The sequence below is a fragment of the Pararhizobium sp. P1_E7 genome (assembly GCF_056405855.1).
The window spans coordinates 265,832-289,205 of record NZ_JBFUBH010000002.1 but is presented as its reverse complement, the minus strand read 5'-3'; the positions used below and the strand labels follow the sequence as shown (position 1 = coordinate 289,205).

The 23,374-nt window shown below is 61.0% G+C and carries 18 protein-coding genes; 10 read left to right on the top strand and 8 right to left on the bottom strand.

Annotation, left to right across the window (positions count from 1 at the left end; translation table 11 throughout):
• The first annotated feature begins 161 nt into the window (after window positions 1–161).
• From omp10 to hemH, 3 genes are all read left to right on the top strand, one after another.
• Window positions 162–533, top strand: coding sequence for an outer membrane lipoprotein Omp10 (gene omp10, locus AC1D17_RS03825; protein ID WP_477564097.1), 372 nt, complete (start codon window positions 162–164; stop codon window positions 531–533).
• A gap of 345 nt (window positions 534–878) precedes the next feature.
• The gene (locus AC1D17_RS03820; protein ID WP_477564096.1) at window positions 879–2,753 is read left to right on the top strand and encodes a 5'-nucleotidase C-terminal domain-containing protein; all 1,875 of its coding nucleotides are present in this window, start codon (window positions 879–881) and stop codon (window positions 2,751–2,753) included.
• Window positions 2,754–2,902: 149 nt separating this feature from the next.
• Entirely contained in the window at window positions 2,903–3,934 is a 1,032-nt protein-coding gene (gene hemH, locus AC1D17_RS03815) for a ferrochelatase (protein ID WP_477564095.1), read from the top strand.
• Here hemH and queE read toward each other — a convergent pair.
• Genes queE through queC form a run of 3 tightly spaced genes read right to left on the bottom strand, consistent with a single transcriptional unit; the run spans window position 3,931 to window position 5,734 of the window.
• Window positions 3,931–4,671 carry a 7-carboxy-7-deazaguanine synthase QueE gene (gene queE, locus AC1D17_RS03810; protein WP_477564094.1) on the bottom strand — a complete coding sequence of 247 codons (741 nt, stop codon included), beginning with the start codon at window positions 4,669–4,671 and terminating at the stop codon, window positions 3,931–3,933. The genes hemH and queE overlap by 4 nt on opposite strands.
• Window positions 4,668–5,024: a 6-carboxytetrahydropterin synthase QueD gene (gene queD, locus AC1D17_RS03805; protein WP_477564093.1), complete on the bottom strand. Its 357-nt coding sequence runs from the start codon at window positions 5,022–5,024 to the stop codon at window positions 4,668–4,670. Before queD ends, queE begins: the two co-directional genes overlap by 4 nt.
• On the bottom strand, window positions 5,024–5,734 hold the full coding sequence (queC, locus tag AC1D17_RS03800) for a 7-cyano-7-deazaguanine synthase QueC (RefSeq protein WP_477564092.1): 711 nt from the start codon (window positions 5,732–5,734) through the stop codon (window positions 5,024–5,026). Before queC ends, queD begins: the two co-directional genes overlap by 1 nt.
• 155 nt (window positions 5,735–5,889) lie before the next feature.
• Here queC and AC1D17_RS03795 point away from each other — a divergent pair, with 155 nt between their 5' ends.
• The 3 genes from AC1D17_RS03795 (at window position 5,890) to AC1D17_RS03785 (ending at window position 8,923) form a co-directional block, all read left to right on the top strand.
• On the top strand, window positions 5,890–6,897 hold the full coding sequence (locus tag AC1D17_RS03795) for an SPFH domain-containing protein (protein WP_477564091.1): 1,008 nt from the start codon (window positions 5,890–5,892) through the stop codon (window positions 6,895–6,897).
• Window positions 6,898–6,900: 3 nt separating this feature from the next.
• Complete coding sequence (locus tag AC1D17_RS03790; RefSeq protein ID WP_477564090.1) at window positions 6,901–7,359, top strand: NfeD family protein; 459 nt, start codon at window positions 6,901–6,903, stop codon at window positions 7,357–7,359.
• A gap of 94 nt (window positions 7,360–7,453) precedes the next feature.
• Window positions 7,454–8,923, top strand: coding sequence for an outer membrane beta-barrel protein (locus AC1D17_RS03785; protein ID WP_477564089.1), 1,470 nt, complete (start codon window positions 7,454–7,456; stop codon window positions 8,921–8,923).
• Window positions 8,924–8,988: 65 nt separating this feature from the next.
• Here AC1D17_RS03785 and galU read toward each other — a convergent pair whose 3' ends face one another.
• Window positions 8,989–9,876 (bottom strand): UTP--glucose-1-phosphate uridylyltransferase GalU, encoded by an 888-nt coding sequence (gene galU / locus AC1D17_RS03780; protein ID WP_477564088.1) that lies wholly within the window; start codon window positions 9,874–9,876, stop codon window positions 8,989–8,991.
• Between the two features lie 303 nt (window positions 9,877–10,179).
• Between galU and AC1D17_RS03775 the strand changes: the two genes are divergently transcribed.
• Window positions 10,180–11,400: a lytic murein transglycosylase gene (locus AC1D17_RS03775; RefSeq protein WP_477564087.1), complete on the top strand. Its 1,221-nt coding sequence runs from the start codon at window positions 10,180–10,182 to the stop codon at window positions 11,398–11,400.
• A 189-nt stretch (window positions 11,401–11,589) separates the two neighbouring features.
• Complete coding sequence (locus AC1D17_RS03770) at window positions 11,590–12,810, top strand: SGNH/GDSL hydrolase family protein (RefSeq protein ID WP_477564086.1); 1,221 nt, start codon at window positions 11,590–11,592, stop codon at window positions 12,808–12,810.
• 72 nt (window positions 12,811–12,882) lie between these two features.
• Here the strand turns inward: AC1D17_RS03770 and AC1D17_RS03765 are convergent, their stop codons facing one another.
• Both AC1D17_RS03765 and gltB read right to left on the bottom strand, forming a co-directional pair.
• Window positions 12,883–14,337 (bottom strand): glutamate synthase subunit beta, encoded by a 1,455-nt coding sequence (locus tag AC1D17_RS03765; protein WP_477564085.1) that lies wholly within the window; start codon window positions 14,335–14,337, stop codon window positions 12,883–12,885.
• Window positions 14,338–14,520: 183 nt separating this feature from the next.
• The gene (gltB, locus tag AC1D17_RS03760) at window positions 14,521–19,242 is read right to left on the bottom strand and encodes a glutamate synthase large subunit (RefSeq protein WP_477564084.1); all 4,722 of its coding nucleotides are present in this window, start codon (window positions 19,240–19,242) and stop codon (window positions 14,521–14,523) included.
• 567 nt (window positions 19,243–19,809) lie between these two features.
• On the opposite strand from gltB, the gene AC1D17_RS03755 reads away from it, so the two are divergent.
• Complete coding sequence (locus tag AC1D17_RS03755; RefSeq protein WP_477564083.1) at window positions 19,810–20,856, top strand: threonine aldolase family protein; 1,047 nt, start codon at window positions 19,810–19,812, stop codon at window positions 20,854–20,856.
• Here the strand turns inward: AC1D17_RS03755 and AC1D17_RS03750 are convergent, their stop codons facing one another.
• Window positions 20,857–21,735, bottom strand: coding sequence for a LysR substrate-binding domain-containing protein (locus AC1D17_RS03750; RefSeq protein WP_477564082.1), 879 nt, complete (start codon window positions 21,733–21,735; stop codon window positions 20,857–20,859).
• A gap of 98 nt (window positions 21,736–21,833) precedes the next feature.
• On the opposite strand from AC1D17_RS03750, the gene AC1D17_RS03745 reads away from it, so the two are divergent.
• Window positions 21,834–22,832 (top strand): bile acid:sodium symporter family protein, encoded by a 999-nt coding sequence (locus AC1D17_RS03745; protein ID WP_477564081.1) that lies wholly within the window; start codon window positions 21,834–21,836, stop codon window positions 22,830–22,832.
• A 53-nt stretch (window positions 22,833–22,885) separates the two neighbouring features.
• Here the strand turns inward: AC1D17_RS03745 and AC1D17_RS03740 are convergent, their stop codons facing one another.
• On the bottom strand, window positions 22,886–23,362 hold the full coding sequence (locus tag AC1D17_RS03740) for an Hsp20 family protein (protein WP_264220175.1): 477 nt from the start codon (window positions 23,360–23,362) through the stop codon (window positions 22,886–22,888).
• Window positions 23,363–23,374: the final 12 nt, after the last annotated feature.

Sequence of the window (23,374 nt, the reverse complement as noted above, 5' to 3'; positions counted from 1 at the left end):
GCTTCAATATTTAACGCCCGGGGAGCGATCTCCGGGCGTTTTTCGTTGAAGATCGAATAATACCCGCCGTGCTCATGCCCCACTCTTGCATTCAACTCCTGATCACGGCATGGTTTTTTCAATCGCAAGACAGCTTTCCGCGCAGCATCCGGGAGACACATATGAAGCCGATCGCAATCCTGACCCTTCTGTCCGCAGCAGCGGCGCTGGCATCCTGCATGGGCCCGCGAGAAGTGCGCGAGCTGCCGCAAAGTGGCCAGGTGGCACCGGCCGGCGTCGAAGGCGCATGGGTCGATCCGAACGGCATCGTGTCGACGTTCTCGGGCGGAACCTTCACGACCCGCACCACAGACACCAACCAAGTCCTGGCTTCCGGCAATTATATCAATCTGTCGCCGAAGCTGGTCGAGATCAACATGACCTCGATGGTCCGCAACACCCAGTCCAAGGTCAATTGCGCCATGGTCTCGATGTCGCAGCTCAATTGCACCACGGATTCCGGCGCGCAGTTCTCTCTGTCCCGCAAAATCTAAGCCAAGGCTCGAAACTGCCAGTTGACCGTTTCACGGCCACGAACACCAAAACCCTCCAAGCCCAGCGCTCGGAGGGTTTTCTTTTTCAGGATGCATCGATCCGGGCGGCAGCCAAGTCCACCGTTGTCTTGGGCGTCTCAGCATCGACCGGGAAAACCGCCGCGGAGTGCTCCAGCGGCGTTTTTGCGCGCGGCCACCAATTTTAACCTTGCCGGAAGGCGCCGCAGGGCCAGATCGATTTAGGGCTTGATGTCGGTGCAACCAAATGAAACCATCCACTTTGACGCCAAGTGTCACGACAATGCTCTATTATGCCGACAATAAACGCCAGAACAGGAGACATCCATGATCAGACAATTGCGAGCTGGGCTGATGACAGCCTCGATCCTTGCGCTTTCGTCCGGTGCCGCCTTCGCCGATTATGAATTGAACATCCTGCATATCAACGATTTCCACTCGCGCATCGAATCGATCAACAAGTTCGATTCCACCTGCTCGGCCGAGGAGGAAGGCAAGAACGAATGCTTCGGCGGCGCGGCCCGGCTGAAAGTGGCGATCGACCAGAAGCGGCAGGAATTGACCGGCAAGAACGTGCTTTTGCTGAACGCCGGCGATAACTTCCAAGGTTCGCTGTTCTTCACGACCTATAAGGGCGCTGCCGAAGCCGAATTCCTCAACCTGATGAAGTTCGACGCCATGACCATCGGCAACCACGAGTTCGACGAAGGTGAAGAGGGCCTGATCCCCTTCCTCGACAAGGTCACCTTCCCGGTCATCTCGTCAAACGTTCTCGCCGGTTACAAGTCCAAGCTGGTTGATCGTATCAAGCCTTCGCTGGTGCTCGATGTTGGCGGCCAGAAGATCGGCATCGTCGGCGCCGTCACAAATGACACGCCAGAAATCTCCTCGCCGGGCGACAATGTGCTGATCGGGCTTGATGTCGATACCATCACCACCGCCGTTGAGGACCTGAAGAAACAGGGCGTCAACAAGATCATCGCGCTCACCCATGTCGGCTATCCGCGCGATCTCGCCGTCATTGCCAAGATTCCAGATGTCGATATCGTCGTCGGCGGCCATTCGCACAGCCTGTTGTCCAACACCGACGAGAAGGCCGAAGGCCCTTATCCGACGATGGTCGACAATCCCGGCGGCTATAAGGTTCCGGTCGTCCAGGCAGGTTCCTACAGCAAGTATCTCGGCGATCTCAACGTCAATTTCGACGATAACGGCGTCGTCAAAACCGCCAAGGGCGATCCGATCTTGATCGATTCCAAGTTCAAGCCGGACGAAACAATCCTTGCCCGTATCAAGGAGCTCGGCAAGCCGATCGAGGAGCTGAAGACGAAGATCATCGGCAAGACCGAAGCACCGATCGACGGCAGCCGCGAATCCTGCCGCGCCAAGGAATGCGAGATGGGCGACCTGGTGGCGGACGCCATGCTCGACCGCGTCAAGGGCCAGGGCGTGACCATCGCCATCACCAATGGCGGCGGCCTGCGTGCCTCGATTGACGCCGGCGATGTGTCGATGGGCGAGGCGATTACCGTCCTGCCGTTCCAGAACACGGTTGCGACCTTCCAGATCAAGGGTGCCGACATCAGCGCCGCTCTGGAAAACGGCCTGAGCCAGATCGAGGAAGCCGGCGGCCGCTTCCCGCAGGTGGCCGGCATGAAGTTCTCCTTCGATAAATCCCGCCCGGTTGGCAGCCGGCTCTCTGTCGTCGAGGTCAAGGAAGGCGAAGCCTATGTACCGCTCGATGCGGCCAAGACCTACAACGTCGTCAGCAACAACTTCATGCGCAATGGCGGCGACGGCTACAGCATCTTCAAGACCAAGGCCGAGAATGCCTATGATTACGGTCCGGGGCTTGAGACGGTTCTTGCCGACTACCTGACCGCCAATAATCCCTACAAGCCGATGACCGACGGCCGCATCACCGAAATTGCCGCTGCGGCCCCGGCAGAACCATCGACGCAGACAGGCACCGACACCAAGCCTGCCGCGACAGACACGGCGACCCCCCAAGCCAAGCCGACTGCGGACGCAGCGGCAACCGCCGAAAGCAAGCATGTCATCGCCAAGGGCGACACGCTCTGGGATCTGGCCAAGGCCGTCTATGGCAATGGCGAACTGTGGAAGACGATTGCCAAGGCCAACGGCAATCCGGCTCCGAAGCGGCTGGAAATCGGCAGGGAGCTGACGATTCCGGCCAAATAAGACAATATGTCTCTTGCCAAACAGCCGGTCCGGGGTTTCCCGGGCCGGTTTTTCTTTTTAAGAACGGCATGCAGCAAATTTGAAACGCTACAGCGACATTTGCGTGTCATCCATGACGCGCGGCGCTGTAGTCCATTGCAGGATATGTCATGACCCTCGCCACCGAGACCGCCCCGAAGCATCCATCCGTCAAGTCTGGCAAGGTGGGTGTGCTGCTGGTCAATCTCGGCACGCCCGACGGCACCGACAAGGTGTCGATGCGGCGCTATCTCAAGCAATTCCTGATGGACCGGCGGGTGATCGAGTGGTCGCCGTTGTTCTGGTACCCGATCCTGTTCGGCATCGTGCTCAACACCAGGCCCGCCAAGGTCGGCAAGGCCTATGAGACTATCTGGAACAAGGAGCTGAACGAGAGCTACCTGCGCACCTATACCCGCAACCAGGCGGAGACCATGGCGAAATCCTTCGCTGGCTTGGCGAATGTCCGCGTCGATTGGGCGATGCGCTACGGCCAGCCGTCGATCAGGTCCAAGATGGAAGAGCTGCAGAAGGACGGCTGCGAAAAAATCCTTCTGTTCCCGCTCTATCCGCAATATGCGGCTGCGACCACTGCGACCGTCAACGACGAGGCCTTCAAGGCTTTGCTGAAAATGCGCTGGCAGCCTGCCCTGCGCACCGCAGCACCTTACCATGATGATCCGGTCTACATCGAGGCGCTGGCCAATTCGATCACCGGCCATCTCGCAACGCTCGACTGGGAGCCGGAGGTGGTGCTGACATCCTTCCACGGCATCCCGCAATCCTATTTCGACAAGGGCGATCCCTACTACTGTCAATGTCAGAAAACGGCGCGGCTGCTGCGCGAAAAGCTCGGCTGGTCCAAACAGAAGCTGCAGGTCACCTTCCAATCCCGCTTCGGACCTGAGGAGTGGCTGCAGCCCTATACCGACAAGACCGTCGAGAAACTCGGCAAGGACGGCGTCAAACGCATCGCCGTGATCAATCCGGGCTTCGTTTCGGACTGCCTGGAAACGCTGGAGGAAATCGCGGTGGAAGCCGCGGAGACCTTCCACCATGCGGGCGGCGAGAAGTTTGCCCACATACCCTGCCTGAATGACAGCGAGGGCGGCATGACCGTGCTGGAACATGTGGTGCGCCGGGAACTGATGGGCTGGGTTTAAACCCCGCGCCTGTTGCCCCACAAAAGCACATGCAGCTGCGGCAGCACCCGGGCGTCGAACCAGCGGTCATGTGTCACCTTGTCCACCAGCCAGAGCATGCGCTCGGCGATGCCATCCATGTCGATGCCGGCATCTGCCTCATCGCCATTAGGCGGCGTGTGATTGCCCGGTTGAAGATAGACCGGCAGCTGCGGATAGCGCGCCGCAGCGGCGCGTGCGTAGGCATAGTCCGCCTCGTCGAAGACAACTATTTTCAGCACTGTTTCCGGCCGCCCGCGGGCGGCCTCAAGACAGCTGTCAAATAAAGACCAGTCCGTTTCCATACCGCTGGATGGCGGCTTGGGGCTGAGGACCAGCACATCGAGATCGGCAAACCAGTCTTTCGCCACGGAGCCCTGCGTTTCCAACGCGAAACGGTAATCCTCATGGTGCCCGAGCGTGATCACGGCGCCAAGCGGCTGGATCGCCGGATTGCCACCCGACAGAGACACCATCACCGGCACGCCACCCGAAAGCCGCTTCACCTCGTCCCATACCGCCTGTGGCGTCATCGGCGCCCAGTCGTCGCGATAACGGCTGTCCACGGCATGCAGGCTGTCGCACCATAAGCAGCGATAATCGCAGCCACCGGTGCGCACGAAGACGGTCGGCAGGCCGATCAAGACGCCCTCGCCCTGGATCGTCGGGCCAAACATCTCCGACACGCGAATAAGGCCGGCTCCAGACTTCGCCGTCATGGCCGGTATTCCGCCCATGTCTTGGGCGTTTCGCTAACCTTCACCGCTGCCGTCTCCGGCAGGCGCGCCTTGCACCAGTCGTAAAAATGCCGCGCCAGATACTCAGCCGTCACCCGGTCATGGCCGAGAACATCGTTGAGATGGCGATGATCGAAGGTTTCGTCGATGTAGTGCTTAAGCGGCGACAGCTCGTGATAGTCGCGCACGAAGCCGTGTTCGTTCAGCTCTTCAGCGGCAAGCTCGACCACGACCACATAATTATGTCCGTGCAGCCGCGCACATTGATGGTCGGCCGGAAGACTGGTGAGCTGGTGCGAGGCGGAGAAATGGAATTCCTTGCTGATGCGAAACATCACTTTACCTCCGCCGCAGCAAACCCACCGGTGGCCGAGACCCAGAAATCGGCATCCTCGTAGTCCGTCGGATCGGCAATACCGGCCAGATGAAAGGCCTCCCGCCGCTCCACGCAGGTGCCGCATCGCCCGCAATGGCGCGCACCGCCCTTGTAGCAGGACCAGGTTTCAGCAAATGGCGTACCGTTCTTGGCACCGTCCGTGACGATGTCGGCCTTCGATCCGTTCACGTAAGGCGCATAGAGCGTGACTGCGGCATAGCCTTCGGTCGCGTGGTTCTGCATGGTCTGGAACGCATCGATGAACCCCGGACGGCAATCGGGATAGATGAAGTGATCGCCGCCATGCACGGCGGTTGCAACGGCATCCGCCTTCTGCGCGGCAGCGACCCCGAAAGCAATCGCCAGCATGATGGCGTTGCGATTGGGCACGACCGTCGCCTTCATCGTCTCTTCGGCGTAATGCCCGTCCGGAACGGCAATATCGTCTGTTAGTGCCGACCCGGTCAGATGGGCGCCGATCGCACCGATGTCGATGATGTGATGCGGCACGTTCAGCCGCACGGCGCAGGCGGCGGCAAAATCCAGTTCCTTCTTGTGGCGCTGGCCATAGTCGAAGGAGAGAAGCGCAGCAAGCGTATGTTCGGCTGCCACTTTGTGGGCAAGCGAAACGGAGTCCAATCCGCCGGAGCAGATCACGATGGTTTTCATATTCTAGTCCTTGTTTTGACCGGGTAGGCTGCGACCGGTAAGCGAATGGGCGCTCTTTAGGCTAAAAAGCAGGCTTTGTGAATGGGGAAATCCGCTGGCTTCTTGGCGCCGGTTGCGTAGAGTGTGGCGAAACAAACCATTAAGGGAGAAACCGGATGCCTCTGGCCGGACTGGATATCGCCGTTGTTGGACTGGTCGTTCTAGCCGTTCTTCTGATCTTCAAGGGTGTCAAAACAGTACCGCAAGGCTATCGCTACACTGTTGAACGTTTTGGACGCTATACGAAAACCCTTGAGCCGGGACTGAACATCATCATCCCCTTCATCGACGGCATTGGCGCCAGAATGAACGTGATGGAGCAGGTGTTGAACGTGCCGACGCAGGAGGTCATCACCCGCGACAATGCCAGCGTGTCGGCCGATGCCGTGGCCTTTTTCCAGGTGCTGAACGCCGCCGAGGCCGCCTATCAGGTCTCCGATCTGCAAAGCGCCATTCTCAATCTCACCATGACCAACATCCGTTCCGTCATGGGCTCGATGGACCTCGACGAGCTTCTGTCCAACCGCGACGCCATCAACGACAAGCTATTGCATGTCGTCGATGAGGCAGTCGGCCCCTGGGGTATCAAGGTCACTCGCGTCGAGATCAAGGATATCCAGCCGCCGAAGGATCTTGTCGATGCCATGGCCCGGCAGATGAAGGCTGAGCGCGAGAAGCGCGCGCTGGTACTGGAAGCCGAAGGCGCACGCAATGCGCAGATCCTGCGCGCCGAGGGCGCCAAGCAATCGGCGATCCTCCAGGCTGAAGGCCAGCGCGAGGCAGCTTACCGCAACGCGGAAGCACGCGAGCGACTGGCGGAAGCAGAAGCCAAAGCAACGAAAATGGTCTCGGAAGCGATCGCCGCCGGCAATGTGCAGGCCGTCAACTATTTCGTCGCGCAGAAATACACCGAAGCGATGGCCTCGATCGGCACCGCGCCGAACTCGAAGATCGTGCTGATGCCGATGGAAGCCTCGTCGCTGATAGGCTCGCTTGGGGGTATCGGGGCGATCGCAAGGGAAGTGTTCGGCGATGGCGGCAGTTCGCCGGCACCGGTGCGGCAGACGACGCCGCGCCCGGAACCGGTCCGCAACCCTTTCGAGACGCCCCGGAAGGAAAGCTGATCCATGATCGAGCGCATCATCCTTGAACTTGGTCCATGGAGCTGGTGGGTGCTTGGTCTCGCGCTGCTCGCAGCCGAAGTGGTGGCGCCCGGTGTGTTCCTCGTCTGGATCGGCATTGCCGCTATTCTCACCGGCGCCGTCTCGCTTCTGCTCTGGGACGCAGGCTTCTGGGTCTGGCAGGCACAGCTGGTGCTCTTCGCCGTTCTTTCCGTCGCCGCGGTTTTCGTCGGGCGCGGATTGCTTGCTCGCTCCGGCGGCACATCGGACGAACCGCTCCTCAACCAGCGCGGCGCCCGCCTCGTCGGCCGCACCGCCGTGCTTGAAACGCCAATCACCGAAGGCCGGGGCCGGATCAGGCTCGACGACACGACATGGACTGTCAACGGGCCGGACCTGCCGGCTGGCGCGCGCGTCAGGGTGATCGGCAGTGACGGCAATCGGCTGACCGTCGAAAGCGCCTGAAAATAAAGCCGAATGCCGTTTCGGAAAGGAATGGTTAACCACATCCGTTTACGGTTGCTCAACACTGGTAAACGGATTTCCGGGCATTCGGCAGATGACGCCATTCACTCAACGCACGAAGAGGACGAACCTCGCGCGCCCGGTAGCCGCTGCGGCCTGGCTGATGGCCGGCTGTGCGCTGGTTTTACCCAATGGTGTGTCCGCCCAAACGCTTCTTCCCGGATCGGGCGAAGCAACGGCAACCGGCACAGCCACGTCCAATGCCGTGACCCTTCCCGGCGCCGCGCCTGCGCAGGATGCAGCGATCACCACCGGCTCGATCAGCACCGATGCCGGCGAACCGCTGCTCAACGACCCCACGGTCGACGAGGACATGGCCCGCACCAACCTGCGCGAAAACACCGTCGATGGGCTCAGATCACAGCTCGATATCGACCGCAACGAGGCTCAAGGTATCCGGCTTGGCAGCTTCACCCTGAAACCGACGCTTGGCCAGAGCTACAATTTCGAAAGCAACAAGACCGGCAATTCGAAGGAAAACCGCAGCTATCTGGAAACCGGCCTGAAAGGCACGCTCACCTCCGACTGGTCCCGCCACCAGCTGACGGTCACCGGCGAAGGCACATGGCAGCACAATGTCTCCGGCACCGGCGAGACAGAACCGACGGCCGACGTCGAAGCCGCCCTGCGCCTCGATCTCTCCGAACAGACAACCGGGACGCTGAAGGCCGGCTATCATTTCGAACGCGAGGATTCGACCGATCCGAACGCGATCAGCAATGCCAGCGTCCAGTCGGGCATCGACCAATATACGCTCGGCGCCGGTATTGAGCGCGATTTCGGCATCCTGCGTGGCTCCGCCAAGATCGATTTCGACCGCTACGTCTATGGCGACGCCGAACTTGACAATGGCGGCACGCTGTCGATGAAGGACAGAAACCGCAATGCAGGCGCGCTCACCGTGCGCGTCGGCTACGAATTGTCGCCGGCCCTTGTTCCGTTCATCGAGGCGTCAGCGGGGAAATCGATCTATGACCTGCGCCGGGACACGCTCGGCTTCGAGCGATCCTATGACAGCTACGGCGCCCGCGCCGGGATCGAGGCCGATCTCGGCGAAAAGCTCAATGGCGAGATCGCGCTCGGGTATCAAACCTACCGGTTCGACGACAATCGCCTCGACGAGCTGAAGGGATTCACCATCGACGGTCTGATCAACTGGTCGCCGCAGCGCGGCACCGATATCGCTTACGGTATCTCGACTGGTATCGAACCATCGACGACCGCCGGCGAAAGCGGCGCCATGGTCTATACGCTGAGCAGCAGGGCAACCCATGAACTGCGCACCGCGCTCGTGGCACGGCTATCCAATAGCCTGACCCTCCGCAATTTCCCCAGCGGCAGTTCGGACGACGAAAAGGTCTGGCTGACGGGTGCCGGCCTCACCTGGGACCTGAACCGCTACCTCGCCCTGACCGGCGACGTCAGTTACGAACACACCACCCGCGACAGCGGCCCGGCAACCAATGTCGCGCGCGTCGGCGTCGGGCTGACACTGCGCCGCTGATCCCGAAAACAAAAAGCGCCCGCTGAGGTTTTCGTCAGCGGACGCTTTTTCGTCTATCGGCAGGCTTACTTCAGGCCCTGAAGCAAGGCCTTCAAGGGGCCTTCCACGCCTGGTCGGATATCGCCACGCGCCAGCGCGAAGGCGACGTTGGCCAGGATAAAGCCCTCTTTCATGCCGCAGTCATAGGTATTGCCACGGAAATGGTACCCGGCGAAATCCTGTGTCTGGGCAAGCTTCAGCATGCCGTCGGTCAGCTGAATTTCGTTGCCGGCACCACGCTCCTGGGTAGCGAGGATCGAGAAGATTTCCGGTTGCAGGATATAGCGGCCGTTGATGAAGAAGTTCGACGGTGCCGTGCCCGGTGCCGGCTTCTCGACCATCTTGGTGATCTTGAACCCGTCGCCGACCTTCTCGCCGGCGCCGACGATCCCATACTTGTGGGCCTGGTCGGGGGCACATTCCTCCACGGCGATGACGTTGCCGCCGCTCTGCTCGTAGAGCTCGACCATACCCTTGAGGCAGCCCTTCTCGGCTTGCATGATCATGTCGGGCAAAAGCAGCGCAAAGGGTTCGTCGCCAACGAGTTCGCGCGCGCACCAGACGGCATGGCCGAGACCGAGCGGCGACTGCTGGCGGGTAAAGCTGGTGCTTCCGGCGACCGGAAGAATGCCTTCCAGAAGCGTCAATTCCGCCGTCTTGTTGCGCTCGCGCAGCGTCTGTTCCAGTTCGACCTGAATATCGAAGTAATCCTCGATCACCGCCTTGCTGCGGCCGGTGACGAAAATCAGGTGCTCGATGCCCGCATCCAGTGCCTCGTCCACGACATACTGGATCACCGGCTTGTCAACGACCGTCAGCATTTCCTTGGGAACGGCTTTGGTCGCGGGCAGGAACCGGGTTCCAAGACCAGCGACGGGGAAAACAGCTTTACGGACTTTACGCTTGTCAGTCATTGACGTCTCCAGGATCACGGCACTGTGATTTAAAACGGAACCGGTTTGCAGCAATAGGGATTAAACGTCAATTTGCTATTTTTTTGCAAAGGAAGACGGTACCACCCATTCATGGTAAAGAATTTGTTGACTTCATTTTCGTAAGATTCCGGTTCTGGCAGTTGCCTCATTGGCTGAACGGCCCGAAAATGGAACCACATGCATGAACCCCATGCATGAAGCTGGCTCTAAGACTGTAAATTTGCGCACGGCCGATCGCCCTCCTGATCGCTGCAGAGCGCCGACCAACGGAAACGACAGCTGATGACAAAGACCCGAGACACTCTTCTTCGCTGTGCTGCCGCCGCATTCATGACAGCCGCAGCCCTGTTTTCCCCGTCGACAGCCTCGGCCGACGCGGGCTTCGAGACCTGGATCAACAGCTTCTATGCGACCGCAGCCAAGAGCGGCATCACCAAGGCGACCTACCGGCAGGCTTTTGCCGGCGTCAAGACGCCCGATCCGGATGTGCTGGAGAAGGCGGCCTATCAGCCCGAGTTCAAGCACAAGATCTGGGAATATATCGACAGCCGCGTCAATCCCTACACGCGCAAGGTCGGCCAGGAAATGGCGGCCAAGCACGCGCGCACCCTCGCTGCCCTGGAGCGCCATTTCGGCATCGACAGGAGCGTGCTCCTGGCTATCTGGTCGATGGAATCCAACTACGGTGCCGTCCTGGAAAAGGACGAGCGCCTGCATTACGTGCCGCGCGCTCTGGCCACGCTTGCCTATGCCGATCCGAAACGCGCCAAATATGCCAAAACGCAATTGATCGCAGCTTTGAAGATCCTCCAGAACGGCGATATCAGCCCGCGTGACCTGAACGGCTCCTGGGCCGGCGCCATGGGGCATACGCAGTTCATTCCAACCAGCTACCTGCTCTATGCGGTCGATGCGGATGGCAATGGTCGCAAGGACATCTGGAACTCGGTGCCGGACGCCTTGGCGACAGCGGCCAACCTGTTGAAGAAGAACGGCTGGCAGCCGGGACAGACCTGGGGCTACGAAGTGTCGCCGCCGCAGAACGGCAGCCAGTATGCCGGCCAGACAAAGACGGTCGCCCAATGGGCAGCGCTCGGGTTCACCCGGCCGAACGGCAAGGCGTTCCGCAACGGCGATACGCGCGCTGAACTGAAAATGCCCGGCGGCGGCGCCGGCCCCGGCTTCCTCATGACCAAGAATTTCTTCGTCATCAAGCGCTACAATGCCTCGGACTCCTATGCGCTCGGCGTCGGCCTTCTGGCAGACGAGATCGCCGGCTATGGCGGCATGCAGCAGGCCTGGAGCCGTCCGGACGGTTCGCTCGATATCAAGCAGAAGTTCGAGCTGCAGTCCCGCCTGAAGGAACTCGGCTATTACGACGGCGAGGTCGATGGCAATTTCGGCTCCGGCTCCAAGGCCGCCATCCAGGCTTTCCAGAACCGCAATGGCCTGTCACCCGACGGAGAACCCACCCAGAACCTGCTGAAGGCCTTGCGGAAATAGTCCCGATCAGGGGCGCCAGATGCTCTCAATTGCGGCGCAATCCGCATGCATCCTTGCTGGCAACGCCTTTCCAAAGAGAGACGTTGCGCGCTGGCGGAAAGACATTCTACAACGCCGCGCGTCATACATGACGCGCGGCGCTGTAACACTTTAAATTTACTGCAGGCCAAAACAGTGCGGAACAGGTGCATGAGCGGCAGAGACATGAGCAACGGCCTTCACCGGCTGCTCAACGGCCTGATCGTCATCGCGATCGGCTTGACCGCGTTCGTCGTGGAACCGCCGCGCCAGGCGCAAGCGCAGGAGCGCCGGACCATTCTCGACATGCTGTTCGGGTTCGGCCGCAGGCAACCGCCCCCCGTCTATGACGACGTTCCGATCTACGAGCCCCGGCAGAGACAGCCGCAGCAACGCCCCAAGGCGCGAAAGACGCAGCAGAAGGCAAAACCCGCCCGGGTCGAGCCAGCTCCCGTCGTCGTCGAAAAGCTGGAGACGGCCAAGAAGGTGCTGGTCGTCGGCGACTTCATGGCCGGCAGCCTCGGCGATGGCCTGAAGACCGCGTTCGAAACCACACCCGGCATCGTCATTGAAACCCGCGCCAACGGCTCATCCGGCCTGGTGCGCACCGATTATTTCAACTGGCAGGAGAACCTGCCGGCTTACGTCGCGGAAACAAAACCTGCTTTGATCATCATCAGCCTCGGCGCCAACGAACGCCAGCAGATGTCGATCGACGGGCTGAAGGAGAAATTCCGCAGCGACCGCTGGCTTGCCGAATATACCCGCCGCACCGAAACGTTCGCAGCACTGGCCCGCAAGGACAAGACGCCGCTGCTCTGGGTCGGCATGCCGCCCTTCCAGTCTGCATCGATGACCGCCGACATGGTCACCCTGAACGGTATCTTCCGCACCGAAACGGAGAAGGCCGGCGGCACCTTCGTCGACATCTGGGACGGCTTCGTCGATGAAGCCGGGAAGTTCGTCATGACCGGCTCCGACATCAACGGTCAGCAGGTTCGCCTGCGCGGATCGGACGGTATCAACCTCACCAAGGCCGGAAAACGCAAACTTGCCTTCTATGTCGAAAAGGATATCCGCAAGCTTTTGGGCGACGCCGCTGCCTCGGCTCAGGACATTCCCGGCGCTGATGGCATGAAGGACCTCGTCGTTGCCGTCCCCACGGCCAACGAGGACATCATCCAGACCCAGCCGATTAGCCTTGACGATCCCGATCTGGACGGCAGCGCCGCTCTTCTCGGTGGCGGCGCGGCGCTGACCAGCAACGGCAAAAGCCCACGTGACCGTCTTGTTGAAAAAGGCGAGGTCGCGGATGCGCCGCCGGGGCGTGTGGACGACTTCCGGCTGGCAAAACCGGAGACGGTTATCAGCAATCCCGTCATCAGGAATTGAGCTGTTCGCGAAAAAGGCCCCGCATCGTGCGGAGCCTCTAGGTGACAGATCGAACCCTATGTCAGCCTTGCCTTACTGCGGCAGGACCGTCGAGCCCATCAGCGCTTCGTCGATGGCGCGTGCCGCCTGGCGGCCTTCGCGGATTGCCCAGACAACCAGCGACTGGCCACGGCGGACGTCGCCTGCAACCCAGAGCTTGTCCACGGAGGTCTTGTAGTCCTTGTCGTTGGCAACGACGTTGGTCGAACCGCGGCGGTCGGTGTTGATCGTCAGCTTGCCGCTGAGATCCTTCAGGACGCTGTCGGTGAACGGACCACTGAAACCGATGGCGATGAAGGCCAGATCAGCCTTGATGACGAATTCCGTGCCGGGGATCGGCTTGCGGCGCTCGTCAACCTGACAGCACTTGACGCCGGTCAGCACGCCGTCCTCGCCGACGAACTCGAGCGTTGCCACCTGAAATTCGCGCACGGCGCCTTCGGCCTGCGATGACGAGGTGCGCATCTTGGTGGCCCAGAACGGCCAGACGGCGAGCTTGTCTTCCTTTTCCGGCGGCTGCGGGCGGATGTCGAGCTGGGTGACCTTGACGGCGCCCTGCCGGAAGGCCGTGCCAACGCAGTCGGACGCGGTATCGCCACCGCCGACGACGACGATATGCTTGCCACCGGCCAGGATCGGGTTCGAAGGCCAGCCGACGCTGTCGATGTTTTCGCGGCCGACGCGGCGGTTCTGCTGGACGAGATAGGGCATCGCGTCATGCACGCCGATAAATTCGACACCGGGAATACCAGCGTCGCGCGGAGTTTCCGAACCGCCGCAATAAAGCACGGCATCGTGTTCGGCGGTCAGGCTATCAACGGTACGATCGACCCCGACATTGACGCCGCAATGGAAGGTGACGCCTTCGCCGCGCATCTGGTCGACGCGGCGATCGATGAAGTTCTTTTCCATCTTGAAGTCCGGGATGCCGTAGCGCAGAAGGCCGCCGGGCTTGCTCTCCCGCTCATAGACGTGGACCTCGTGACCGGCGCGGGCCAGCTGCTGGGCCGCGGCCATGCCGGCCGGGCCAGAACCGATGACCGCCACGCGTCTGCCGGTCTTCACGACAGCCGGCTGCGGCACGATATAGCCCATTTCATAGGCCTTGTCGGCGATGGCCTGCTCGACGGTCTTGATCGCCACGGGGGCGTCTTCCAGGTTCAGCGTGCAGGCTTCCTCGCACGGCGCCGGGCAAATGCGGCCGGTGAATTCCGGAAAGTTATTGGTCGAGTGCAGGTTGCGGATCGCCTCGTCCCAGTTGCCGTTATAGACCAGATCGTTCCAGTCGGGGATCTGGTTGTGCACCGGGCAGCCGGTCGGGCCATGGCAATAGGGGATGCCACAGTCCATGCAGCGCGCCGCCTGTTTCTGCACTTCCGGGTCCGACATCGGGATTGTGAATTCGCGGAAATGCCGAATGCGGTCCGATGCCGGCTGATACTTTGCCAGCTGCCGGTCGATTTCCATGAAGCCTGTAACCTTGCCCATCTACTCGTCCCTTATTTCATAGCGGGGGCCACGTGGGACCCCAGTACCAGAAGCCGAAGCCGATCAGCGCCCCCAGCACGATGAATTCCAAATTGATCTCGCCGTTCACCATGAACGCGACCGCTGGAACAGCGACCGCGACACCGGCCGAAATCACCCGATGAATGACGGCACCACGCGACGTTACTCCGCCGCGATGCCCATCCGCATGCGCTCCATTTCCTCAAGCGCACGGCGGTATTCGACCGGCATGACCTTGCGGAATTTCGGACGGAACTCGACCCAGTGATCAAGGATTTCCTTGGCGCGCGGCGAGCCCGTATAGTGCAGATGGTTGGAGATCAGCTGGTAGAGCCGCTCGTCGTCATGACGCGTCATGTCGCCGGAGACATCGACCATGCCCTTGTGCATCAGGTCGCCGCCGTGATGATGCAGTTTCTCCAGCATGTCGTCCTCTTCCGGAACCGGCTCGAGCTCGACCATCGCCATGTTGCAGCGTTTCGGGAAATCGTCGCTCTCGTCCAGCACGTAGGCGACACCGCCCGACATGCCGGCTGCGAAGTTGCGGCCGGTTTCACCGAGCACCACGACCACACCGCCGGTCATGTATTCGCAGCCATGGTCGCCCACGCCCTCGACAACCGCGATGGCGCCCGAGTTGCGCACGGCAAAGCGTTCGCCGGCGACGCCGTTGAAATAGCACTCGCCCGAGATCGCCCCGTAAAGCACCGTGTTGCCGACAATGATCGACTTGGCGGCGACGATCTTGGAGTTTACCGGCGGACGCACGACGATGCGGCCACCCGAAAGACCCTTGCCGACATAGTCGTTGCCGTCACCGATGAGCTCAAAGGTGATGCCGTTGGCGAGGAATGCCCCGAACGACTGGCCCGCCGTGCCGGTGAGCTTCACCGTGATCGTATCGTCCTTCAACCCCTTGTGGCGGTAGCGCTTGGCGACTTCGCCCGAGAGCATCGCACCGGCCGAGCGGTCAACGTTCTTGATATCGACCTCGATCGTCACAGGCGTCTTCGATTCCAGTGCCGGCTGTGCTGCCGCAATCAGCTGGCGGTCGAGAATGTCGTGGATCGGATGGTTCTGCCTCTCGGTCCAATAGGTCTTTTCCTTCGGCGCATCGACCTTGTGGAAGATGCGGGAGAAGTCGAGACCATTGGCCTTCCAGTGCGAGATCATTGCGTCCTTTTCGAGCAATTCGGACAGGCCGATGACGTCGTCGAACTTGGCAAAGCCAAGCGACGCCAGGATTTCGCGCACTTCTTCGGCGACGAAGAAGAAGTAGTTGACCACATGTTCCGGCGCGCCCTTGAAGCGCTTGCGCAGGACCGGGTCCTGCGTCGCCACGCCCACCGGACAGGTGTTGAGATGGCATTTGCGCATCATGATGCAGCCGGCGGCAATCAAAGGCGCCGTCGAGAAGCCGAATTCGTCGGCTCCCAGAAGCGCACCGATGATGACGTCGCGGCCGGTCTTCAGACCGCCGTCGACCTGTAGCGCGATGCGTGAACGCAGGCCGTTCAGCACCAGTGTCTGATGGGTTTCGGCAAGCCCGATTTCCCATGGGCTGCCCGCATGCTTCAGCGAGGTCAGCGGCGACGCACCCGTGCCGCCGTCATAACCGGAGATAGTGATATGATCGGCGCGCGCCTTGGCAACGCCGGCCGCTACCGTGCCGACGCCGACTTCGGAGACCAGCTTGACGGAGATGTCGGCTGCCGGATTGACGTTCTTCAGGTCGTAGATCAGCTGCGCCAGATCTTCGATCGAATAGATGTCATGGTGCGGCGGCGGCGAGATCAGGCCGACGCCCGGCGTCGAATGACGGGTCTTGGCAACGGTCGCATCCACCTTGTGGCCGGGCAGCTGGCCGCCTTCGCCGGGCTTGGCACCCTGCGCCACCTTGATTTGCAGCATGTCCGCATTGACCAGATACTCGGTCGTTACGCCGAAACGGCCGGACGCCACCTGCTTGATGGCGGAGCGCTCGGGGTTCGGCGAACCGTCATAGAGCGGAAAATAGCGGTCGGCCTCTTCGCCGCCCTCGCCGGTGTTCGACTTGCCGCCGATGCTGTTCATGGCAACGGCCAAGGTCGTGTGGGCCTCACGCGAGATCGATCCGAACGACATGGCGCCGGTCGAGAACCGCTTGACGATATCCGCGGCCGGCTCGACCTCTTCGATCGGGATCGGCTTGCGGCCGATGGTATCGGCGCCCTTGATCGAAAACAGCCCGCGAATGGTGTTCATCCGCAATGCCGCGCCATTCACCATGTCGGCGAATTCGCGGTAGCGATCTTCGGCATTGCCGCGCACGGCGTGCTGCAGCGAAGCAACCGCATCCGGCGACCAGGCATGGCCTTCGCCGCGCATGCGGTAGGCATACTCGCCGCCGATATCGAGCGTGTTCTTCAACAGCGGATCGGCACCGAAGGCCGCCTGATGGCGGTTGAAGGTTTCCTTGGCGATCTCGTCAAGGCCGATACCTTCGATCTGGGTTGCCGTGCCGAAGAAATACCTGTCGATCAGTTCCGAATTCAAACCGATCGCGTCGAAAATCTGGCCGCCGCAATAGGACTGGTAGGTCGAGATGCCCATCTTGGACATGACCTTGAGGATGCCCTTGCCGACTGCCTTGATGTAGCGATAGACGACTTCGCTGCCATCGACTTCCTTCGGGAACTCGCCGCGCTTGTGCATGTCGGTCAGCGTATCGAAGGCGAGGTATGGGTTGATCGCTTCCGCGCCATAACCCGCCAGCAGGCAAAAATGATGCACTTCACGCGGCTCGCCGGATTCAACGACGAGACCGACGGAGGTACGAAGCCCCTTGCGGATCAGGTGATGGTGCACGGCCGCGGTTGCCAGGAGTGCCGGGATCGCCACGCGGTCCGGGCCGATCTGGCGGTCGGAGAGCACGATGATGTTGTAACCGCCTTTAACGGCCGCTTCCGCCCGCTCGCACAGCCGGTCGAGAATTTCCGGCATGCCTTCGGCGCCGCGCGCCACGTCGTAGGTGAAGTCGAGCGTCTTGGTGTCGAAACGGTCTTCCGTGTGGCCGATGGAGCGGATCTTTTCGAGATCGCCATTGGTCAGGATAGGCTGACGCACTTCCAGCCGCTTGGCATGGGCCATGCCGGCATGGTCGAGCAGGTTCGGGCGCGGGCCGATGAACGAGACAAGGCTCATCACCAGTTCTTCACGGATCGGGTCGATCGGCGGATTGGTGACCTGCGCGAAGTTCTGCTTGAAATAGGTATAGAGCAGCTTGGTCTTGTCCGACATCGCCGAGATCGGCGTATCGGTGCCCATCGAGCCGATGGCTTCCTGGCCGGTCGTCGCCATCGGCGACATCAGGATCTTGGTGTCCTCCTGCGTGTAGCCGAACGCCTGCTGGCGATCGAGCAGCGACACGTCGCGGCGCAGCGCCCGGGGCTCGACCGGCTTCAGGTCTTCGAGAATGAGCTGGGTATTGGCCAGCCACTGACGGTACGGATGCTGGTTGGCAAGAGTCGACTTCAACTCCTCATCGGAGATGATCCGGCCTTCTTCCATGTCGATCAGGAGCATCTTGCCCGGCTGCAGGCGCCACTTCTTGATGATGCTCTCTTCCTTCACCGGCAAGGTGCCGGCCTCTGAAGCAAGGATGACGCGGTCGTCGTCGGTGACGAGGAAACGCGCCGGGCGCAGGCCGTTGCGGTCGAGCGTCGCGCCAATCTGCTTGCCGTCGGTAAAGCAGACGGCGGCGGGACCATCCCACGGCTCCATCAGAGCGGCATGATATTCGTAGAATGCCTTGCGCTCGGCCGCCATCAGCTGGTTGCCTGCCCAGGCTTCCGGGATCAGCATCATCACGGCATGCGACAGCGGGTAGCCGCCCTGCACGAGGAATTCGAGCGCATTATCGAAACAGGCCGTATCCGACTGGCCTTCATAGGAGATCGGCCACAGCTTGGAGATATCGTCGCCAAACAGCGGCGAGGATACGGATGCCTGGCGCGCGGCCATCCAGTTGACGTTGGCGCGCAGCGTGTTGATTTCGCCGTTGTGGGCAACCATGCGGTAGGGATGCGCCAGCTTCCACGACGGGAAAGTGTTGGTCGAAAAGCGCTGATGCACGAGGGCGACAGCCGATTCAAAGCGCGGGTCGGCCAGATCCTTGAAATAGGCAGCGACCTGATAGGCTAGGAACATGCCCTTGTAGACGATGGTCTTCGACGACAGCGATACCGGGTAGAAACCGGTCTCGGCACCTTCGAAAGCATCGTAGATGCGGTTGGAGATGACCTTGCGGAGCGTAAACAGGCGGCGCTCGAACTCGGCATTGGTCGCAGCGTCGCGGCCGGCACCGATGAAGACCTGCACGTGGTGCGGCTCGGTCGCGGCAATATGCTCCGCCTTGGAAAGCGATGCATTATCGACAGGCACCTCGCGAAAACCAAGCAGGGTCTGGCCTTCCTCGGCGACAACATCGGCGATCACTTGCTTGAAATGGGCGATCTGCGCCTCGTCCTGCGGCATGAACATGTAGCCGACCGCGTATTCTCCCGCCTTTGGCAGGATGACGCCCTGCAGAGCCATTTCCTCGCGGAAGAAGCGGTCTGGGATCTGCACGAGAATACCCGCGCCATCGCCCATCAGCGGATCGGCGCCGACGGCACCGCGATGCGTCAGGTTTTCCAGGATGAACAGGCCGTCCTTAACGATCTGGTGGGACTTCTGGCCCTTCATATGCGCGACAAAGCCGACGCCGCAGGCGTCATGCTCGTTGCTCGGGTCGTAGAGACCCTGTTTTTTCGGCAGGCCCGGAAATGCGGTGTTTTTCTCAACCGTCGCCGTTTGGCGCGCAATGTTGAGACCAGTTACGGTGGATGGCGTAAAGTCCGTCATCGTCTTCCCTCCTGTTAACCCGGCACGGCCGGATATTTCCGCAGTCCGGGCAGGCTTTTGCGGGCAAGTTACCCGTCGAGGCCGGCACCGGCATTATCGTTGCATGATCCTGATCCGGTCGCAAATGAAGCATTGACTGCATCAGGCACAGAGTGCTCGCGACCATCGCGACTGTCCCGCCGGCCCGGACAAGAAAGCCTCCGGCGCGGTCTACAATCGTCAGCCAGTAGCCGCATCAGGCGGGCTTTCCGGCGTCCTTCCGGTCTTGAGACCGAAATAGGACAGTCTTGCTGTCCTATTTCATAGGCTCTATGCCAGAAAGCACCCTCCTCTGCAAGACCACTAATGCAAAATATTCGACCTGATTTTACCGAACATTGCGGTTAATTTCGTGTTTTTGTAATTTTGTTTCGGCAACGCCTTCTTTTCTTCAATTTGGTTTCAAACTGGTCTGACATTGTCCTTATCTCGCCTTGGATGGATTGATTGCCACCGTGGCATCCGTATGGTCTTCAAGAACCAAGCCAAACGGGACGCCATCTCCCCCGAAAACACAGGACCGCATCGATGATCTTTTCCTCCGACAACTGGGCGGGCGCCCATCCCGTGATTGCCGAAAGCCTCGTCAAGGCGGCCGGAGGCTTTGCGTCGGCCTATGGCACGGGCGACCTTGACAAGAAGGTCGAGAAGACGCTGTCGGAGGTGTTCGAGCGCGATGTCGCCGTGTTCTTCGTCGCTACCGGAACAGCCGCCAACTCGCTGGCGCTCGCCAGCACCAACCGTCCCGGCGGTCACGTCTTCTGCCACCGCGAGGCGCATGTGAATGTCGATGAATGCGGCGCCCCGGAGTTTTTTTCGCATGGCGCCAAGCTTGCCCCGGTCGATGGCCTCATCGGCAAGATCGACCCGCTGAAACTGGAAACCGAAATCAAGCGCTTCCCGCCCGGCTTCGTCCATGGCGGCCAGCCGATGGCGATCACGATAACCCAGGCAACCGAAGCCGGCACGGTCTATGGCCTTGATGAAATCGACACGATCGCGGCCATTGCCAGGAAATTCCATCTGCCGCTGCACATGGACGGCGCCCGCTTCGCCAACGCGCTGGTAACGCTCGGCACCACGCCGGCCGAGATGACCTGGAAGCGCGGCGTCGATCTTCTCTCCTTCGGCGGCACCAAGAACGGCTGCTGGTGTGCGGAAGCGCTGATCCTGTTCGATCCCGCCAAGGCTCAGCAGATGCACTATCTGCGCAAGCGCTCCGCCCAGCTCTTCTCGAAATCACGCTTCATCGCCGCGCAGTTCGACGCCTATCTCGAAGGCGGTCTCTGGCTCGATCTCGCCCGGCACGCCAACGGCATGGCAAACCAGCTGGCAAGGGGCATCGAGCGATCAAACAGCGCGCGGCTCGCCTGGCCGAGCGGTTCCAACGAGCTGTTCGTTATCCTGAAAAAGGAGACTGCGGCAAAGCTTCAGGCCGATGGCGCCGTCTTCTACGACTGGCCCGTGCCGCACACGTTGTCAAATTCCGTTGCTGCGGATGAAGGCCTCTACCGCCTGGTCACCAGCTTCGCGACGACGGCTGATGACGTGAACCAGTTCCTGAAAGCCCTGTGATCAGAGCGCCGCTTTGCCTGCCGCGGTAGTCGCCTGGAGGCCGCCGACCGTGGTCAATATCTCGCCGGACAGGGCCTTCACCAGCGCCCTGTCCGCGCCGCGCCGCGCCACCAGCACGAACTCCACGTCCTCGAGCCGCGGCAGCCTCTCCGAGGCGATCTCCCGCAGACCGGCTGGCGCCATGCTGCGCGGCTGTACCAGGACACCCATTCCAGCGCGGGCAGCAGCCGTCAGGCCACTGAGACTGCCGCAGGTACAGACGATCCGCCACTGCACGCCCACTCGCTCGAGCGCCTCCAACGCAACGCTGCGGGTGATGCTCGGCGGCGGAAAGGCGATGAGCGGCAGGACATCGCCGCGCATCACCCGCTCCGGATCCCGCGCCAGCCAGACCAGCGGCTCGCGATAGACCAGCTGGCCGCGTGCATCGCCGATCCGCCGCTTGGCCAGCACCAGATCGAGCGCGCCTTCATCCTGCATCTGGTAGAGCGTGCCGCTCAAAGCCACGGTCAGCTCCAGATCGACCGACGCATGTGCCCGGGTAAAATCCTCAAGAACCGCCGGCAAACGGCTCATGACAAAATCTTCCGAGACGCCAAGATGCAGCCGGCCGTGCAGGCTGCGCTCGGCAAACAGCGATTTCACCTGTCCATCCAGCGACAGCATGGCCCTGGCCGGACCAAGCAGCGCCTCGCCGTCGGCTGTCAGCGACACACGATGCGTGTCGCGCTCGACAAGCTTGCGGCCGAGATCGGCTTCCAGCCGGCGGATATGCTGGCTGACCGTCGACTGCCCGAGCCCCAGCCGCTCGGCCGCCAGCGTGAAGCTGGCCATCTGTTCGACCGCAAGGAAACTGCGAAGCTGCACCAGATCGAGCATTGGTCATCCTGATTTGTGATAATCGTTATTTCTTGCATTCGATATCACAATGACAATGATGCCGCCATCAGCTTCCATTCATTATCCGGACGACCAGTATGCGCCGCTTCCTGCCCGATACCTTCACCATCCTTCTCGTCTGCACGGTAATCCTTGCATCGCTGCTGCCGATTTCGGGCGAACCTGCCGAATGGTTCGGCCTCGCGACAAAGATCGCCATCGGCCTTCTGTTCTTCCTGCACGGCGCCCGGCTTTCGCGTGACGTCGTGGTCGCAGGCCTGCTGCACTGGCGGCTTCACCTCGTCATCCTGGCCTCGACCTTCGTGCTCTTTCCGCTGCTCGGCCTTGCCGTCGGCTTGCTGCCGCCAACCCTGTTGCCGCCCGCGCTCTATGCCGGCATTCTCTTCCTCTGTGTCTTGCCTTCGACCGTCCAATCGTCGATCGCCTTCACCTCGATGGCCGGCGGCAATGTTCCCGCCGCCATCTGCGCCGCGTCCGCCTCCAATATTTTCGGCATGTTCCTCACGCCGCTGCTGGTCGGCCTGTTGTTTGCGACCGGTGGCCATGGGGGCTTTTCCTTCGATGCGCTGGAACAGATCCTGCTGCAATTGCTCGCCCCGTTCATCCTCGGCCAGGTGCTCCAGCCATGGATCGGCAATTTCATCCGCGCCCGCAAAAAGCTTTTGATGCCGGTCGATCGCGGCTCGATCCTGATGGTCGTCTATCTCGCCTTCAGCGATGCGGTGACCGAAAATATCTGGAGCACATTCTCCATCCGCGACGTCGCAGTCGTCGTCACCGTTGACATCGCGCTTCTTGCAACTGTGCTCGTCATCACGATGTATGGCAGCCGCCTGCTCGGCTTTTCGAAGGAAGACGAAATTGCCATCACCTTCTGCGGCTCGAAGAAGAGCCTTGCCAGCGGCGTGCCCATGGCCAACGTCATCTTCGCCGGCCAGGGTATCGGCAGCATCGTCCTGCCCTTGATGCTGTTCCACCAGATCCAGCTGATGGCCTGCGCGGTGATTGCCCAGAAATATGCCGAACGCGGCCGGCGTCGCGCGGCCGAAGCGATCGTTCAGGCAGCCGCACAATAAGAAACGGCGCCCTTTCGGGCGCCGTTCTGCAATCCTCGATCAGGTGCAAGCGCTTAGCTGGTGCTGCCGCTGACCTGGGTTGCTTCGATCTGCTTCGGCGCCGACTGCGCGGCAACGATGTCGATGCGGCGCGGCTTGGCGGCTTCCGGGATCTCGCGCAGGAGGTCGATGTGAAGCAGGCCGTTCTTCAGCGAAGCGGACTGGATTTCCACGTGGTCGGCGAGCTGGAAGCGGCGCTCGAAAGCGCGCTTGGCGATGCCGCGATACAGGAACTGGTTGTCGCTTGCCTTTTCTTCGCTCTTCTCACCCTTGACGGTCAAAGTGTGCTCACGGGCTTCGATCGAAAGTTCGCTTTCGTCAAAACCGGCAACGGCCATGGTGATCCGGTAGGTGCTCTCGCCGGTCCGCTCGATATTGTAGGGCGGATAGGTCTGTGACTGGTCCGGCTGGCCGAGACTGTCGAGCATGGTGAAGAGACGGTCGAAACCGACCGTGGAACGGTAAAGGGGGGAAAAATCAACGTGACGCATGATGTCCTCTTT